This window comes from Micromonospora sp. NPDC003241 (genome assembly GCF_053589795.1).
This window is the reverse complement of record NZ_JBSFSO010000042.1, coordinates 1-14,571: the sequence shown is the minus strand read 5'-3', so window position 1 is coordinate 14,571 and position 14,571 is coordinate 1. Positions and strand designations below refer to the sequence as shown.

Below are 14,571 nucleotides of genomic sequence, written 5' to 3'. Positions count from 1 at the left end.
CGCCGATGGCGGGCCGCCCCTTCCGCGTACTCCCGGTGGCTCGTGGCGGGGGGTCAGAGCTCGACGGCGCGGCGGCGCGCCACCTCGGCGAGCGTCACCGCGGCGGCGACGCTCGCGTTGAGCGACTCCACCTCGGAGATCATCGGGATGCTCACGGTCAGGTCGCAGGTCTGTCCGACCAGCCGGGACAGCCCGCGCCCCTCCGAACCGACCACCACGACCAGCGGGCCGACGGCGGCTTCCAGGTCGTAGAGGTCCGTCTCACCGTCGGCGTCCAGGCCGACCACCAGGAAACCGGCGTCCTGGCACGCCTTCAACGAGCGGGTCAGGTTGGTGACCTGCGCCACCGGCACCCGGGCCGCCGCACCGGCACTGGTCCGCCAGGCCGTCGCGGTGATCCCGGCGGCCCGCCGCTCGGGTACGAAGACACCCTGCGCGCCGAACGCGGCGGCCGAGCGGATCACCGCGCCGAGATTACGCGGATCGGTGACGCCGTCCAGCGCCACCAGCAGCGGTGCCGCCTGCTCGACCGACGCCGCGACCAGGTCCTCGAACGGCTGGTACGCGAACGGCGGCACCTGGAGGCCGACGCCCTGGTGCAGCACTCCCCCGGTCATCCGGTCCAACTCGGCCCGGCTGACCTCCAGGATCGCGATGCCCCGATCGGCCGCCGTCCGGACGATCTCCTTCATCCGGTCGTCGACGTCGATGCCCTGCGCGGTGTAGAGCGCGGTGGCCGGCACCTGGGCGCGCAGCGCCTCCAGCACCGGGTTGCGCCCGACCAGCAGCTCCGGCGTGTCCTTCGCCGGGTTCGACTTGCGGCCCGGCGCGACCCGGGGGCCGCCGCGCCCGGCGGGCTGCTTACCCCGCGCCGGTTTGGCCGCCGGGGCGCCCCGACCGCCGCCCCGACCCCAGGTGGTGTCCTTGCTGCCGGGCTGGCCGATCTTGGGGGCACGCCCCTCCTCGGCCGCCGCCCGTCGCTCCTTCTCCTGCTTCCAGGCGGTGCGCTGGGGCAGCTTCTCGGTGCCCGAGTAACCCTTGTGCCAGGGACGTTCGTCGGCCGGCAGGGTCCGGCCACGCCCGGCGAGGGAGTCCCGGTTCTTGCCGCCGGAGCCCTTCGGGGCCCCCGCCTTCGACGTCATCCGCCGGCCACGGCGTTGCGAATTGCCGGCCATCAGTCATGTTCTCCAATTGTCCAACGCGGGCCCTGCGGGGTGTCCTCGACCACCACACCGGCTCGCTTGAGTTGATCCCGCAGCGCGTCGGCGGCGGCCCAGTCCTTGCGGACCCGGGCCTGTGCGCGCTGTTCGAGGGCCAGGGCGACCAGGGAGTCCACCACACCACGGAGGTCGCTCGCCCGGGCGCCACCCGTCCACACCGGGTCGAGCGGGTCGACGCCGAGGATATCCAGCATGGCCCGGACGTCGGCGAGCGTCGTGCGGACGGTCACATCGTCCGCGTCGGCCAACGCGGTGTTGCCGTCGCGCAGCACGTCGTGCAGCACGGCCAGCGCGGCCGAGGTGTTGAGGTCGTCGTCCATCGCCGCGGCGAACGCCGCCGGCACCTCGCCGACGTGGCCGACCCCGACCCGTTCGACGGCCCGCTGGACGAAGCCCTCGATCCGCCGGTACGCGACGGCCGCCTCCCGCAACGCGTCCTCGGAGTAGTCGATCCGGGAACGGTAGTGCGCGGCCACGTAGTAGTAGCGCAGCTCGACCGGGCGTACCCCGAGCGAGGCGACGTAGGCCAGGTCGAGGGTGTTGCCCAGCGACTTGCCCATCTTGGTGCCGCCGATGCCGAGCAGGCCGTGGTGCACCCAGTACCGGGCGAACGGCAGGTCGGCGGCCTGCGACTGGGCCAGCTCGTTCTCGTGGTGGGGGAAGATCAGGTCCAGCCCGCCGCCGTGGATGTCGAACTCGGCGCCGAGGTAACGCCAGCACATCGCCGAGCACTCGATGTGCCAGCCGGGCCGACCCCGCCCCCACGGCGAGGGCCAGTAGGCATCGGTCGGCTCGTCCGGTTTCACGCCCTTCCAGAGCGCGAAGTCACGCGGGTCCCGCTTGCCGCGTTCCGGCCCCTCGCAGGCGGAGAGCATGTCGTCCGGCGACTGGTTGGACAACGCGCCGTACGCCGACCAGGACCGCACGTCGAAATAGACGTCCCCGGAGTCGTCGGTGGCCGGGTACGCGTGCCCCCGCTCGATCAACTGCGCGATGAGCTGGTGCATCTCCGGAATGTGCCCGGTGGCGCGCGGCTCGTAGGTCGGCGGAAGCACGTTCAACGCCCGGTACGCCTCGCCGAGCTTCAACTCGTTGGCGTACGCGATCGACCAGAACGGCTGCGCCTGCTCCTGCGCCTTGACCAGGATCTTGTCGTCGATGTCGGTCAGGTTGCGGACGAAGGTGACCTCGAAGCCGGCGGCCAGCAGCCAGCGCCGTAACACGTCGTAGTTGACGCCGGAACGGAGATGGCCGATGTGCGGCGCTGCCTGGAGAGTGAGACCACACAGGTAGACCCCCACCTTGCCGGCTTCCCGCGGGACGAAGTCCCGCACCGATCGGGTGGCGGTGTCATACAGGCGTAGCGTCACCGTACAAGGGTAGCCGTCCGTCGTTTTCCGGGTCCGCCGGAGCCGGGTCGTACGCTGCTGGTCGTGGACTCCGCAGCGACGCCCGACATCGATCCGCCGTCACCCGCCGTGCCCGGTGGCGAGACGTCGCAGACGCTGGACCGGGGCCTGCGGCTGCTGCACCTGGTCGCGGAGGCATCGGGCGGACTGACGGTCACCGAGGCGGCGACCCGGCTGGGCATCGGGCGGGCGGCCGTCTATCGACTCGTCGGTCCGCTGGCCGGGCACGGCATGCTGCGCCGGGACACGGCCGGTCGACTCCGCCTCGGTGCCGGGGTGCTGCACCTGGCCCGGCGGGCCCAACCGCTGCTCGCCGAGGGGGCGCTGCCCGCGCTGCGTCGGCTGGCCGAGCAGGCCGGGGCCACCGCCCACCTGACCGTGGTGGAGGGCGGCGAGGGCGTGGCGCTGGCGGTGGTGGAGCCGAGTTGGACGTCCTTCCACGTGGCGTACCGGACCGGTGCCCGGCACCCGTTGGAGCGGGGTGCCGCCGGGCAGGCCATCCTCGCCGGGCGGACCGGCGCCGCCGGCCCGGTGAGCACCGCCGGTGAGCTGCAACCCGGCGCGTACGGGGTGGCCGCGCCGGTGCTCGGGGTGCCGGGCCTGGAGGCCAGCGTGGGAGTCGTCGCCCTGGCCCCGCTGGACGCCGAGGCGGTCGGCGCGCAGGTGCTCGCCGCCGCCACCGCGATCGCCACCGCGCTGAGCTGACCCGGCGACATACCACAACGCGCGCCCTCGGCGGGGGTTGTCCACAGGCGGCCCTTCCGGTCGTCGTCGCGGTTGTCCACAGGGGTCGCCGGGCCGGTGACACGGGTCGCAGGCTGCACTCATGCCAGTTCGCACACAGCCACCGGACGCCCTGGCGTGGCAGGTCTTCCGCGGCTCGGACGTCGTCCGCCGAGGTCTGCTCACCGCCCACCAACTCCGCAACTCCGCCTGGGTCCGACTGCGGCACGACGTCTACGCCGACGCCCGACTCGACCGGGACCACACCCTGGCCTGCCGCGCGGCGGCACTGCAACTGCCCGCCGGGGCGGCCGTCGCCGGCCCGTCTGCGGCCTATCTGCACGGCATCGGGCACGCCGCCGACTTCGACCAGGCCGTCCACGTCCTGGTGCCGGCCCGGGCCGGGCTGCGCAGCCAGCGCGGGCTCCAGGTGCACACCGAGTCCCCGCAGTCGCTGGCCGGGTTGACGATCAAGGGCACCCCGCCGCACACCGACACCGCCCGGGCCGCCTGGGAGAGCGCCGTGTGGCTGGAGCCGAGCCGCTCGGTCGGCATCGTGGACGCACTGCTGGGCCGGGGGCTGACCACCCCGGCGGCGTTGGCCGAGGTGGCGGCGGCGAACGACGACCGCCCCGGCGGGCGCCGGGCGCGCTGGGTGTTCGACCTGGCCGACCCGGCCGCGCAGTCCCCGGACGAGTCGCGGCTGCGGGTCGGACTGGTGCTGGCCGGGCTACCGCGTCCGGTGGCCCACCATCCGGTAAGCCTGCCCGGCGGCGTGGTGCTGCGACCCGGCCTGGCCTGGCCGGAGCAGCGCGTGGCGGTGGAGTTCGACGGTCAGCGGCTCTATCCGCTGGCCGGAACGGGCTGGCTGATACGGCACGTCACCGGCCGACGCCTGCACCAGGACCTCCCCGGGATCGCCCGCGAGATCCGCGCCGCACTTCTGGACGGCGGACGCCCTCGGTGAGGGGGCAGAACGGGGGACGGCCCGGCCGGGGGCAACCCGGCCGGGCCGTCTGTTCGCCCGTCGAGGGCCGGTGTCCTAACCGGTCATCGGCGCAGCGGCGCGGTCACCGCCGCGTACGCGTCGATGATGCCGTGCCCGTAGAAGCCGTTGAAGTCGACCGAACCGTCGCAGTAGGCGTCGAACTCGGCCGGCCGCCCCTCGTTGGTGTAGGTCTGCAACCGGGGCTCGGGGCAGGCCCGCTCGGTGGCGGTGCGGAGCAGGTGCTTCTCGACCAGCTTCGGAGCCAGGCCGAAGTCGCCCCGGCCCTGCGGCTTGCCGTACCTGCTCACGATGAGCGCGGCCACGCCGGAGGCGTGCGGTGCGGCCATCGAGGTGCCCTGGAGGTACGTGTAGTAGCCGCACTGCCCGTTGGCCTTGCACTCCTTGAACACGAAGGTCTCGGCGCCCGGCACGATGTTGCCGGCCTCGTCGACCGTCCCCTCCTCCTGGAGCACCTTCTTGGGATAGGTGGAGAGGATCATGTTGGCGTCGGTGCGGAACGTGTCGGTCCCGAAGCCGTCGCGGAACCAACCACCCGGAGCGGCCACCGCCGTCTGCTCGGTGCCGTAGTTGGAGTAGTCGGCCTTCTTGCCGGACGGGCCGACCGAGGACACGCTGATCACGTGCGGCCCCTCGGCGGGCAGGTCCCAGCAGCTGTCGTTGTCGATCTCCCGGGGGTACGGCGCCACGTCACCGTAGTTCGGGCTGGACACGTCGGTACGCGGGTCGCCCAGGTCCTCGTGGTTGTTGCCGAGCGCACCGACCAGCGTGACGCCCCGGTTGTGGGCGAAGGTCAGGGCCCGCTTCATGGCGCGGATGGTGGCCCGCTGCGCCGCCTGCGCCTCCGGGGAGTCGGCCGGGTTGGCCGTGCAGTTATAGAGCCACGGGTCGACATAGAACGACATGTTCACCACGTCCAGGCCCGAGCGGCCGGCGTGCAGCAACGCGTTGACCACCGGGTTCAGGAAGAAGTACCCGGAGTCCTGGCCGCCCTTGAGGTTGACCAGGGAGACCTTCGGAGCGACGCCGGAGAGGCCGAAGCCGTTGGCGGCGGCGCCGATGGTGCCGGCGACGTGCGTACCGTGCCCGCCGTCGTCGGTGCCGGCCGGGTCGAGGCAGCTCGGCACCTCGCACTCCCCGTCGATCTCGGGGATGTCCGGAGCGAAGTTGCGCGACAGGGCCCAGTTGAAGTTCGGCGCGATGTCCGGATGGGCGGCGTCCACGCCGGTGTCCAGCACGCCGACGGTCACCCGACGGTCGCCGGGCTCGATCTTGCGCGCCTTGTCGGCCCGGATCATCTCCAGGCCCCAGAGCTTGTCGTCGAGCGGGTCCAGCTTCTTGCCCCGCTGCTTGCCGGCGCCCTTCGCGGCAGCCACGGCCAGCAGGTGCTCCTGCTCGACCCGGTCCAGCTTGGGCTTGCGGCCGATCGCCTTCTGCTCGGCGGCCCCGATCAGCGCGGCGGCAGCAGTCGCCTTCGTCGCGAAGTCGGCCCGGTCACTGGTCACCTGGAACACGCCGACCTCGTCGGTGCGGGACACCACGGTCCCGCCGGCCGACCGGATCGCGGCGAGGGCCGCGTCGGCGGAGTACCCGTCCTCCGCGACCACGGTGAACGTCCGGACGGTCGTCGGCTCGGCGCTGGCCGGCACGCCCAGACCCGTCACCGTGAGTGCCAGAGCCGCCGCGGTCGCGACGACGCCGACGGTGAAGCGCTTGCTCACCACATCGAATCCTCTCTTTGAGGGACGTGGCGTCATCAGACATCAACACATGACGTTTCGCCAGACCGGCGTCGGTAACGCGGCGGAAGTTCCGCTTCGCCGGAAAGGCCGACCAGGACGGCAGGCAACCCGGCAAGCGAGGACACTGTCGCGTCCGGCAGCACACCGGCCGGGAGCGAGTCACCCCGCCGGTTCAGCCAGACCGCCCGCAGACCGGCCCGCTGCGCCCCGACCACGTCGAACGCCGGGTTGTCACCGACGTGCACCACCTGCGACGACGGCACCCCGGCAGCCGCGCACACCGCGGCGTAGAACTCGGGCGCGGGCTTCTTGGGCACGCCGTTCTCGTGTGCGTACACCTCGAAGGCGAACTCGCCGGCCAGGCCGCAGCGTTCCGCACGGCTGTTGCCGTTGGTGGCGAAGCCGATTCTCCACCGCGCCCGCAGTGCGGTGAGCGCGGGCCGCACGTCGGGGAAGGGTCGGGTGAGCGCGAACCTCCGGGCGAAGAAGACCTCGGCCAGCTCGTCCAGGTGATCGCCCAGACCCGCTCGCGCCAGCGAACGGGCCAGCGCCGCCCGACGGATCTCCATCACCGGCGCCGAGGCCAGGTCACCGAAGACGGCGTCCCAGTCCGACTCCAGGTCGGCCAGTGACACCTCGGCCGCCGCCGGGGTCAGCCGCCGCATCTCGTCGAGTACGGCGACCAACCCACCGGTGACAGCCGGGCGCAGATCCAGCAGAGTCTCGTCGGCGTCGAACACCACCGTGCTCAGCATGCCGATCAGGGTGTCACGTGAGGGCCGGCTCCGCCGCCTTCGCCTGGTCGGGGGTGACGGGTGCGCGCAGCTCGTCGAGGCGGACCAGGGCCACCCCGGCGACGATCAACGCGCCGCCCATCAGTTGCACGACCGTCGGCAGTTCACCCAGCACCAGCCAGGCGATCAGCACCGCGAACATCACCTCGGTGAGCCCGACGAAGGAGGCCATCCGGGCACCCAGGACGCGGGCCGCGGCGATCCCGGCCAGGTACGCGACCACCGCCGCCACCAGCGCGAGGCCGACGATCGGCACCAGCCAGCTCGTCTCCTGCCCGGCGAACTCGACCGTGCCGAAGCTGGCCCGCAGCGGTAGCGCGCCGAGCAGGCCGAGCAGCAGCAGCGCACCGGCACCGACGGCCATTCCGCCGCTGGCCATGACCACCGACGGCAACGCGGCGTCGACCCGGCCGGCCAGCACGAAGTAGCCGGCCAGACCGACCGCCGCGCCCAACCCCCAGAGCACCCCGATCGGGTCGAGTCGCCCGGCTCCGGTGAGGTCGAGCACGAAGAAGAGGCCCGCGAGGGCCGCCGCCGAGCCGGCCACGGTCAGCCGGCGGGGGCGCTGCCCCTGGATCAACCAGGTCCACCCGACGACGAGAATGATGCCGAGGTACTCCAGCAGCAGCGCGACGCCGACCGGCAGGTAACGGACCGCGTTGAAGAAGCACACCTGGGCGAGTGCCACCCCGAGCAGCCCGAAGACACCGATCGAGGTGATGTTGCGGCGCAGCACCGCCCACCGGCCCCGCAGCACGAGCAACGCCGGCCCGGCCAGCACCAGGGCCGCGATGCCGACCCGGGCGACGACGACCGCCTCGGCGGACCAGCCGTCGTTGATCAACGAACGGGCGAAGGTGCCCGAGGTGGCGAACGTGACGGCGGAGAGCAGGGCCAGGGCGAGCCCGGCCCCTGCGACGGGGGAATGACGCATCGACTCTCCTTGGCACGGTCGCCCGCCATGGGCAAACTAGGCTTACACCGATGACGCTAAAGCGGGGCCACGACAGGAGTCAAGTTGCTTTTCGCCCATGACACCGAATGTTCGCTCACCGCCGCCGCCGCGCTGGTCAACACCGATGGCCGGGACGGCGACAAGCTGCCCGACGTCGCCGCGCTGGACGCGTTCTACGTCACCCACTCCTACAGCGGCCGGCACGAGCACAGCGAGGCCGAACTCCGCGCGGTACGCGCCCTGCGTCCCCGGCTGCGGCGATTCTGGTCCGCCGACGTCGACGAGATCGTCGAGATCGTCAACGGGCTGCTCCGCGAGCATCGCGCCCTGCCGCAGCTCATCACGCACGACGACGAGCCGTACCACCTGCACGCCGTTCCCCGCGACGCCCCGCTGGCCACCCGGATGGCGGTCGAGGCGGCGATGGCGATCGCCGACGTGGTACGCGGTGGCGAGCTGCGCCGGCTGCGGACCTGCGACCACCCCGACTGCGACAACGTACTTGTCGACCTGTCGAAGAACCGGTCCCGCCGGTTCTGCGAGGCGGGCTGCGGCAACCGGGCCGCCGTCAGCGCCTACCGTGCCCGCAAAGCCGCCGCCCGCTCCTGACCCGACCCGACCCCGAGCCGCCCAGCGCCCCGCCCTGCCACACTCAGGATCAGGGTCCTGCCCCAAGGCCACGCTCGAGGTCAAGGTCTTGCCCCAATGCCACGCTCAGGGCCCGCCCAGGGTCAAGGTCTTGCCCAAGGTCACGCTCGATCCAGGATCGAGTGGTCATCGCGGACGGCCGATGCCACTCGATCCTGGATCGAGCATGTTCATGGCGTCCCGAGGCACACGGAGCCGACGGGACAGCATGCCTCGCCCTCCGCGACGACCGGTCGTCCCCCCAGGTCGAACACCGTCGGTGGAAGCACAGGGAGGTGGGTAGGTTTCTTGTCGCTGGGGCGACAAGAAACCTACCCACCTCCGGGTCAGGCGATCACATCAGCGCGGCGGCGCGGCGACGAAGACCCGCCAGGAGTACGGGTCGAAGGCCAACACCGGTCCCGCCGGATCCTTGCTGTCCCGCACCCCGACCACCCCGCGAACGTTCAACGCCACCTCGACACATTGGTCGTTGGAACCACTCCGACGGGACTTACGCCACTGCGCGCCGGTCAACTCCATGATTCCGCCAGTTCCCTCAGCCGCTCGATCGACTCCTGCGGGGGCAGTGCCACGGCGAGGGTAGCTTCCCAGGTCCGCTGCAATCGCATGAGATCCGTTGGCCGGTCCAACTCCTGCCCGCCAATCTGGCCGCCCAGGAATGCGAGTTCCACGCCACCCGCCATGCTCGCGAGGATGAACGGACCATTCAGACCTGGGTACTCCGCTGCCGAGAGCGGCACGACCTGAACTCGGACGTGCGGGTGTTCGACGGCGAGCCGGGCGAGGTGCAGCACCTGGTCACGCATCACTTTCCGACCACCTACCTGCCGTCGGAGCACCGACTCGTCCAGCACCCCGACGAGCCGGGGTGAGGGTTCGGCGTATAGCACTGTCTGACCGTCCATCCGGTCGGCCAACCGACGCTCGATCTCCTCAGGGTCCAGCAGCGGATCGGATTCGAACACCGCCCGCGCGTATGCCTCGGTCTGCAACAGACCTGGGACGTGCAGTGGATCGAACCAGCGCAGTGCCCACGACTGCCTCAGAATCACACGCCAGCCGCGTAGCCAGACCTGGGCTTTGTCGAGGGCGACGAGGTCGGTGAGCATCCGGCCGTAGAGGCCGCCGGTGTCGAGGGCCTTGTCGAACTGTTCCAGATACTTCGGGGTGGGCGGCTGTTGCCCCAACTCCACCGCACTGACCATCGACGCCGAGTAGTTGACCGCCTTGGCCAGGTCCTCCTGGCTCCAGCCGCGTCGCATCCGCGCCCGACGCAGCTCCGCGACCAGGAACGTCGCCGCTGTCATCTGCCCGCCCGCCATCTCCAGCCACCCTCCAGGAACCGGTCGATCGACTCCAGCGCTCCGCCACCGGCGAGCCCAGCCACCGCAGCGGGCCTCGGACAACACGGCCGAACCCTTCCGACCGTAGTGGGGTCGTCAGCAGACTGTGAAGACCGACGTTCGCCGCTCATCCCCCGAGCACGAAACGTCGAGGTGGGACCGCTCGCTCCCCCGGCCGGGCGGTCCCACTGCCGGGGGCGATGGCATATCCGACTCAGCTCGAAAGGACACCCGTGCCATGTCCCGACCCGCCCGACCGACCTGGTTCCGCAGCACCCGCCGCAATCAGCGCCCGATCCCCCTCGCACCTCGGCACCGTCGGGTCTGGCGCGGCTTCCGCCGCTACTGCTCCTGTGGCCTGCGCTGGCGCACCTGCCCGGACCGGCACGCCCCGGTGCCGACCGAGCCGACCGCCGCGTCGCCTCCGAACCGTCCCTCGTGGGCCCGGGCCACCGTGGCGAACCCGCAGGTCGGCAGGACCGGCTGGCTCACGCCGGCACAGTCCTGGCAGGCCAACGGCGGCCACTGGTGACAAGCCTGACCCGTGACACACCCCGACCCGTGACACCCCGACCCGTGACCGGCGCACCCGCAGGGGTCCACGCTCAGGGGTGGGTCATCCGGAGCAGGTCGAGCGCCTCGTCCAACTGGGTCTCGCTGAGTTTGCCGGACTCGACGTGGCCACGCGACACCACCACCTCCCGGATGGAGATCTGCTTCTCCAGCGCCTCCTTGGCGATCGAGGCGGCCTCGTCGTACCCGAGGTGGCGGTTGAGCGGGGTGACGATCGACGGCGAGCCCTCGGCGTACGACAGACAGACCTCGGCGTCCGCGACCAGGCCGACCACGCAGCGGTCGGCGAGCAGGCGGCTCGACGCGGCGATCAGCCGGATCGACTCCAGGATGTTGCGGCCCATCACCGGCAGCATGACGTTCAGTTCGAAGTCGCCCTGCGAGCCGGCGAAGGCCACCGTGGCGTCGTTGCCGATCACCTGCGCGCAGACCTGCCGGACCGCCTCGCAGACCACCGGGTTGACCTTGCCGGGCATGATCGACGAGCCCGGCTGGAGGTCGGGGATGCGCAGTTCGCGCAGGCCGGCGCGCGGGCCGGAACCCATCCAGCGAATGTCGTTGGCAATCTTGTAAAGCCCCACCGCGACGGTACGCAACTGGCCCGAGGTCTCCACCAGCGCGTCGCGGGCGCCCTGCGCCTCGAAGTGGTTGCGCGCCTCGCTCACCGGCAGCCCGGTCGAGTCACGCAGCTTCTCGATCACGCGGGCGGCGAATCCGAGCGGCGTGTTGATGCCGGTGCCCACCGCCGTACCGCCCAACGGCAGCTCGGCCAGCCGGGGCAGCACACCCTCCACCCGTTCCAGGCCGTAGCGGATCTGGGCGGCGTACCCGCCGAACTCCTGCCCGAGGGTCACCGGCGTGGCGTCCATCAGGTGGGTACGCCCGGCCTTCACCACGGTCTCGAACTCCGACGCCTTCGCCTCCAGCGCGGTGGCCAGGTGGTCCAGCGCCGGCAGCAGATCCCGGACGACGGCCTCGGTGGCCGCCAGGTGGATCGAGGAGGGGAAGACGTCGTTGCTGGACTGCGAGGCGTTCACGTCGTCGTTGGGATGGACGCTGCCGCCCAACTCCCGCCCGGCGAGCGTGGCGATCACCTCGTTGGTGTTCATGTTGGACGACGTGCCGGAGCCGGTCTGGAACACGTCGACCGGGAACTGGTCGTCGTACCCGCCGTCGGCCACGTGCGCGGCGGCGGCGGCGATCGCTGCCGCCACGTTCGCGTCGATCACGCCCAGATCCCCGTTGACCTCGGCCGCCGCGCCCTTGATCTGCGCGAGTGCCCGGATCTGCGCCGGCTCGATCCCCCGGCCCGAGATCGGGAAGTTCTGCACCGCCCGCTGCGTCTGGGCCCGCCAGAGCGCCTCGGCGGGCACCTCCACCTCGCCCATCGAGTCGCGTTCGATCCGGTAGCCCGTCGTCTCTGGAGTCGTCACGCGTTCCATCCTGCCCCGGTCGGCGGGCGCGTGCAGATGATCGCGGCAGCCGCTCGACCCGAGATCGAACAACAACCGGCCGGGAGGCACCGTTCCACCCGAAAGTGCGGCGCGGCCAAGACAACGATTCTTTTAAGATCTTCGAGGTCTTCCACTCTCATCGAAGGGTTCACACCTTGCAGGACAACGGGGGCAACACCGGCGTGCGTACCGCGCGCCGACGGCGTATACCGCGCCGGTTCCTCATCACGGGCGCGGCCGCCCTGCTGACCGCACCGATCGCCGTGCTCGTCACCAGCGCGCCGGCGGCCGCCGGGGTGACCAGGTTCGAACGCCCGACGAGCATCAGTCACACCGACCTCAAGCAGCCGTCCGTCGCATTTCCGGTGGGCACCACCGACAAGGTGCCGGTCGGCACCTGGACGTCCGACGGAGGCAAGCACACCTCGCGGGCGTATTTCACCTTCGATCTCACGCGCTATCAGGGCAAGGAGATCATCAACGCGTACGGAGTCGTCGGCGAGTCGTCGGTGACCGACTGCGGCCAGCCCCGCAAGATCGAGGTCTGGCGTACCGACACGCCGTCGCAACCGCCCACCTGGCAGACCGCGCCGCAGGTGCACGAGCGGGGTGGTGACGTCTTCAACTCCCCCGCCTGCCCGGCCAGTCGCCTCGAATTCGATCTCACCGAGACGCTGCGCCAAGCGGTGACCCGCGGTCAGGACAGCCTCACCCTGATGGCCCGGATCGCCGGGAACCACGAGAAGAACAAGCGCCTCAGCCGGTGGATCACGCCGCTGGGCATCTCGATCGAGGCCAACGCCGCACCCGACGTGCCCAGCGCGCGGACCGTCGCCGGTCTGACCTGCGCGGACGGCCGCCGGATCGGCACCACCCAGCCGGTACTCGGCGCCCAGGTCACCGACCCGGACACGGTCGACGGGTTCGCCGGAGATCAGGTGACCGCGACCTTCGCCTGGTGGCCCGTCGACCAGCCCACCGAACGCATTGAGTGGACGTCCTACCGCACCTCGGCGCCAAACCGTTTCAGCTACACGGTGCAGGCGGGTGGGATGGTCCACGGTGGCACGTACGCCTTCTCGGTGCGCGCCACCGACCAACACGCCAGTTCCGACTGGTCACCGGAGTGCCGGTTCACCGTCGACACGGTGCGCCCACCGGCCCCGACGGTCACCTCCACCGACTACCCGTCCGGCCGGACCCAGCCAGGTCACGGCGGCCCCGGCATCCCCGGCGCCTTCCACTTCTCCGCGCCGGGCGCGGACGACATCGCCGGCTTCTACTACGGCGAGAGCGGCCCGACCTCCTACGTGGCCGCCGGCGGGTCGGGGACGGCCACCATCAGCCACACGCCGACGCGCAGCCACTCCAACCGGCTGTACGTGCAGGCTGCGGACCAGACCGGCAACCGCTCGGCGCAGACCCTGTACGAGTTCACGGTGCGCGACACCGCACCTCGGATCAGCGACGGAAATCCGGGCGGCGCGATCGGCCAGCCCCGTGAGCTGACGTTCACGCCCGGCATGGATGACGTGGTCGAGTACACCTACCGGCTCAACGACGGCGAGCCGGCCACCGTGCCCGCCGGCGCGAACGGCACCGCCACGGTGACGATCACCCCTCGCAAGTCCGGCATGAACCGGGTCACCGTGACCAGTCGAACCTCAGGTGGGCTGCCCAGCGGCGAGGCAGATTTCCAGTTCCGTCTGGCGACCGAGCCCACCGTCTCGTCCGAGCAGTACCCGATCGGCGGCGACGAGGGCGCCCTCGTCGGCACCACCGGCACGTTCGTCTTCCGCCCCGGCATGCCCGGTGTGACCGAGTACGTCTGGTCGGTGGCCGGCGGGCCGGAACGGACGGTCACGGCCGAGGCGGACGGCACGGCGAGCGTGACCTTCACCTCCACCTTCGGCGGGTTCCACTGGATGGAGGTCTACAGTCGGACCGCCGACGGCACCGTCTCCGAGACCGCCTCGGCGTACTTCCGAGCGACGTCCTGGGCACCGACGCTCGAGTCGGCGAGCTATCCCGAATACCAGTCAAGCGGCGGGCCGGGGGTCACCGGTGAGTTCACCTTCCGCCCGGCCCGTGAAGGGGTGACCGGATACGTCTATACCTTCGAGGGCGAGGAGGAGCGGACGGTCACGGCGGGCGCCGACGGAGTAGCCAAGGTCAACTGGACGCCGCAGTCCTACCCCGCCGATCGTTCCGGCTGGGTGCGGCTGACCGTACGCGCCACGTCGGGATCGCTGGTCTCGGACCAGGTCGAGTACGCCTTCGTCCTCAACCCGTTGACGCCGACGGTCACCAGCGCGGACTATCCGCCCACCGGCGGCGGTGCCCCGAACGTGCCAGGTCAGTTCACGCTGGCCGCGCAGATGCCGGGCAGCACCGAGTTCGTCTACCGGTACAACGGGGAGGAGCGGACGGTCGCTGCGGGAGCCGACGGCACGGCGACGATCACGCTGACCCCGCAGTACGACGGCGGCAACTACCTGTTCGTGTCGAGCAGGACCGCGTCGGGCATCACGTCCGGCGAGGACTACTACTACTTCTACGTGCGCAGCCAGAGCTGACCTCCGCAACGACAGGGGCGCCGGGCGGAAGTTCGGCCATCGCCTCCAGCAGCGCGGACTGCACCTTGGCCGGGGCCCGGTTGATCTCGTCCGCGAGCACCAGGTTGGCCATGATGGGCCCGAGT

Annotated in this window: 13 protein-coding genes and 1 pseudogene; 5 read left to right on the top strand and 9 right to left on the bottom strand. The window is 71.3% G+C overall.

Features of this window, described 5'->3' with window-relative positions; genetic code table 11:
• Positions 1-53 precede the first annotated feature (53 nt).
• Together rlmB and cysS are read right to left on the bottom strand one after the other, a co-directional pair.
• Complete coding sequence (rlmB, locus tag ACWDVW_RS25970) at positions 54-1,175, bottom strand: 23S rRNA (guanosine(2251)-2'-O)-methyltransferase RlmB (RefSeq protein WP_449953688.1); 1,122 nt, start codon at positions 1,173-1,175, stop codon at positions 54-56.
• Positions 1,175-2,590, bottom strand: coding sequence for a cysteine--tRNA ligase (gene cysS / locus ACWDVW_RS25965; RefSeq protein WP_396742062.1), 1,416 nt, complete (start codon positions 2,588-2,590; stop codon positions 1,175-1,177). The genes rlmB and cysS overlap by 1 nt, the downstream gene beginning before the upstream one ends.
• A gap of 63 nt (positions 2,591-2,653) precedes the next feature.
• On the opposite strand from cysS, the gene ACWDVW_RS25960 reads away from it, so the two are divergent.
• A complete protein-coding gene (locus ACWDVW_RS25960; protein WP_449953685.1) occupies positions 2,654-3,334 on the top strand; it encodes an IclR family transcriptional regulator in 681 nt (226 codons plus the stop codon).
• Between the two features lie 121 nt (positions 3,335-3,455).
• Entirely contained in the window at positions 3,456-4,319 is an 864-nt protein-coding gene (locus ACWDVW_RS25955; protein WP_449953682.1) for a hypothetical protein, read from the top strand.
• Positions 4,320-4,402: 83 nt separating this feature from the next.
• Here ACWDVW_RS25955 and ACWDVW_RS25950 read toward each other — a convergent pair whose 3' ends face one another.
• From ACWDVW_RS25950 to ACWDVW_RS25940, 3 genes are read right to left on the bottom strand one after another with little or no spacing between them, the layout of a single operon-like run.
• On the bottom strand, positions 4,403-6,079 hold the full coding sequence (locus ACWDVW_RS25950) for a S8 family serine peptidase (protein WP_449953679.1): 1,677 nt from the start codon (positions 6,077-6,079) through the stop codon (positions 4,403-4,405).
• Between the two features lie 35 nt (positions 6,080-6,114).
• Positions 6,115-6,855 (bottom strand): HAD family hydrolase, encoded by a 741-nt coding sequence (locus ACWDVW_RS25945; protein WP_449953676.1) that lies wholly within the window; start codon positions 6,853-6,855, stop codon positions 6,115-6,117.
• A gap of 13 nt (positions 6,856-6,868) precedes the next feature.
• The gene (locus ACWDVW_RS25940) at positions 6,869-7,828 is read right to left on the bottom strand and encodes an EamA family transporter (RefSeq protein ID WP_449953673.1); all 960 of its coding nucleotides are present in this window, start codon (positions 7,826-7,828) and stop codon (positions 6,869-6,871) included.
• An 84-nt stretch (positions 7,829-7,912) separates the two neighbouring features.
• Between ACWDVW_RS25940 and ACWDVW_RS25935 the strand changes: the two genes are divergently transcribed.
• On the top strand, positions 7,913-8,458 hold the full coding sequence (locus tag ACWDVW_RS25935) for a CGNR zinc finger domain-containing protein (protein ID WP_396742074.1): 546 nt from the start codon (positions 7,913-7,915) through the stop codon (positions 8,456-8,458).
• Positions 8,459-8,836: 378 nt separating this feature from the next.
• Here ACWDVW_RS25935 and ACWDVW_RS25930 read toward each other — a convergent pair whose 3' ends face one another.
• Both ACWDVW_RS25930 and ACWDVW_RS25925 read right to left on the bottom strand, forming a co-directional pair.
• Positions 8,837-9,019, bottom strand: coding sequence for a DUF397 domain-containing protein (locus ACWDVW_RS25930; RefSeq protein WP_449953669.1), 183 nt, complete (start codon positions 9,017-9,019; stop codon positions 8,837-8,839).
• Positions 9,010-9,822, bottom strand: coding sequence for a helix-turn-helix domain-containing protein (locus tag ACWDVW_RS25925; RefSeq protein WP_449953666.1), 813 nt, complete (start codon positions 9,820-9,822; stop codon positions 9,010-9,012). Before ACWDVW_RS25925 ends, ACWDVW_RS25930 begins: the two co-directional genes overlap by 10 nt.
• A gap of 259 nt (positions 9,823-10,081) precedes the next feature.
• On the opposite strand from ACWDVW_RS25925, the gene ACWDVW_RS25920 reads away from it, so the two are divergent.
• Positions 10,082-10,375, top strand: a complete 294-nt coding sequence (locus ACWDVW_RS25920) for a hypothetical protein (RefSeq protein WP_449953663.1) — start codon at positions 10,082-10,084, stop codon at positions 10,373-10,375.
• Between the two features lie 73 nt (positions 10,376-10,448).
• Here ACWDVW_RS25920 and ACWDVW_RS25915 read toward each other — a convergent pair whose 3' ends face one another.
• Positions 10,449-11,849, bottom strand: coding sequence for a class II fumarate hydratase (locus ACWDVW_RS25915; protein WP_449953660.1), 1,401 nt, complete (start codon positions 11,847-11,849; stop codon positions 10,449-10,451).
• A gap of 176 nt (positions 11,850-12,025) precedes the next feature.
• Between ACWDVW_RS25915 and ACWDVW_RS25910 the strand changes: the two genes are divergently transcribed.
• A complete protein-coding gene (locus ACWDVW_RS25910) occupies positions 12,026-14,446 on the top strand; it encodes a hypothetical protein (protein WP_449953658.1) in 2,421 nt (806 codons plus the stop codon).
• Positions 14,447-14,477: 31 nt separating this feature from the next.
• Here the strand turns inward: ACWDVW_RS25910 and ACWDVW_RS25905 are convergent.
• Positions 14,478-14,571 (bottom strand): annotated as a pseudogene (locus tag ACWDVW_RS25905) (AAA family ATPase); the annotation flags it as partial.